This window comes from Paraburkholderia sp. SIMBA_054 (genome assembly GCF_046534875.1).
Classification (GTDB): Bacteria; Pseudomonadota; Gammaproteobacteria; order Burkholderiales; family Burkholderiaceae; genus Paraburkholderia; species Paraburkholderia hospita.
This window is the reverse complement of sequence record NZ_JAWRXV010000681.1, coordinates 1-276: the sequence shown is the minus strand read 5'-3', so window position 1 is coordinate 276 and position 276 is coordinate 1. Positions and strand designations below refer to the sequence as shown.

Below are 276 nucleotides of genomic sequence, written 5' to 3'. Positions count from 1 at the left end.
CATCGACTATCGCCCGGACACACTGGCATGGGCTTGCGAAGCGGGCCGCCTCGATACGCTCGCCGCGGGGCGGGAAGTCAGCGTGCCGTTCTCGCATTTGATCATTGCAAGCGGCGCGACCGACCGCGTTCTGCCGCTTCCTGGCTGGACGTTGCCCGGCGTCTACACGCTCGGCGCGGCGCAGGTCGCGTTGAAGGCGCAAGGCTGTGTAATCGGCCGACGTGTGGTGCTGGCGGGCACGGGACCGTTGCTGTATCTCGTCGCTTATCAGTATGC

1 pseudogene is annotated in these 276 nt (G+C 65.9%); it reads left to right on the top strand.

Annotated elements, in window-relative coordinates:
• Window positions 1-276 (top strand): annotated as a pseudogene (locus SB822_RS56830) (FAD/NAD(P)-binding oxidoreductase); the annotation flags it as partial.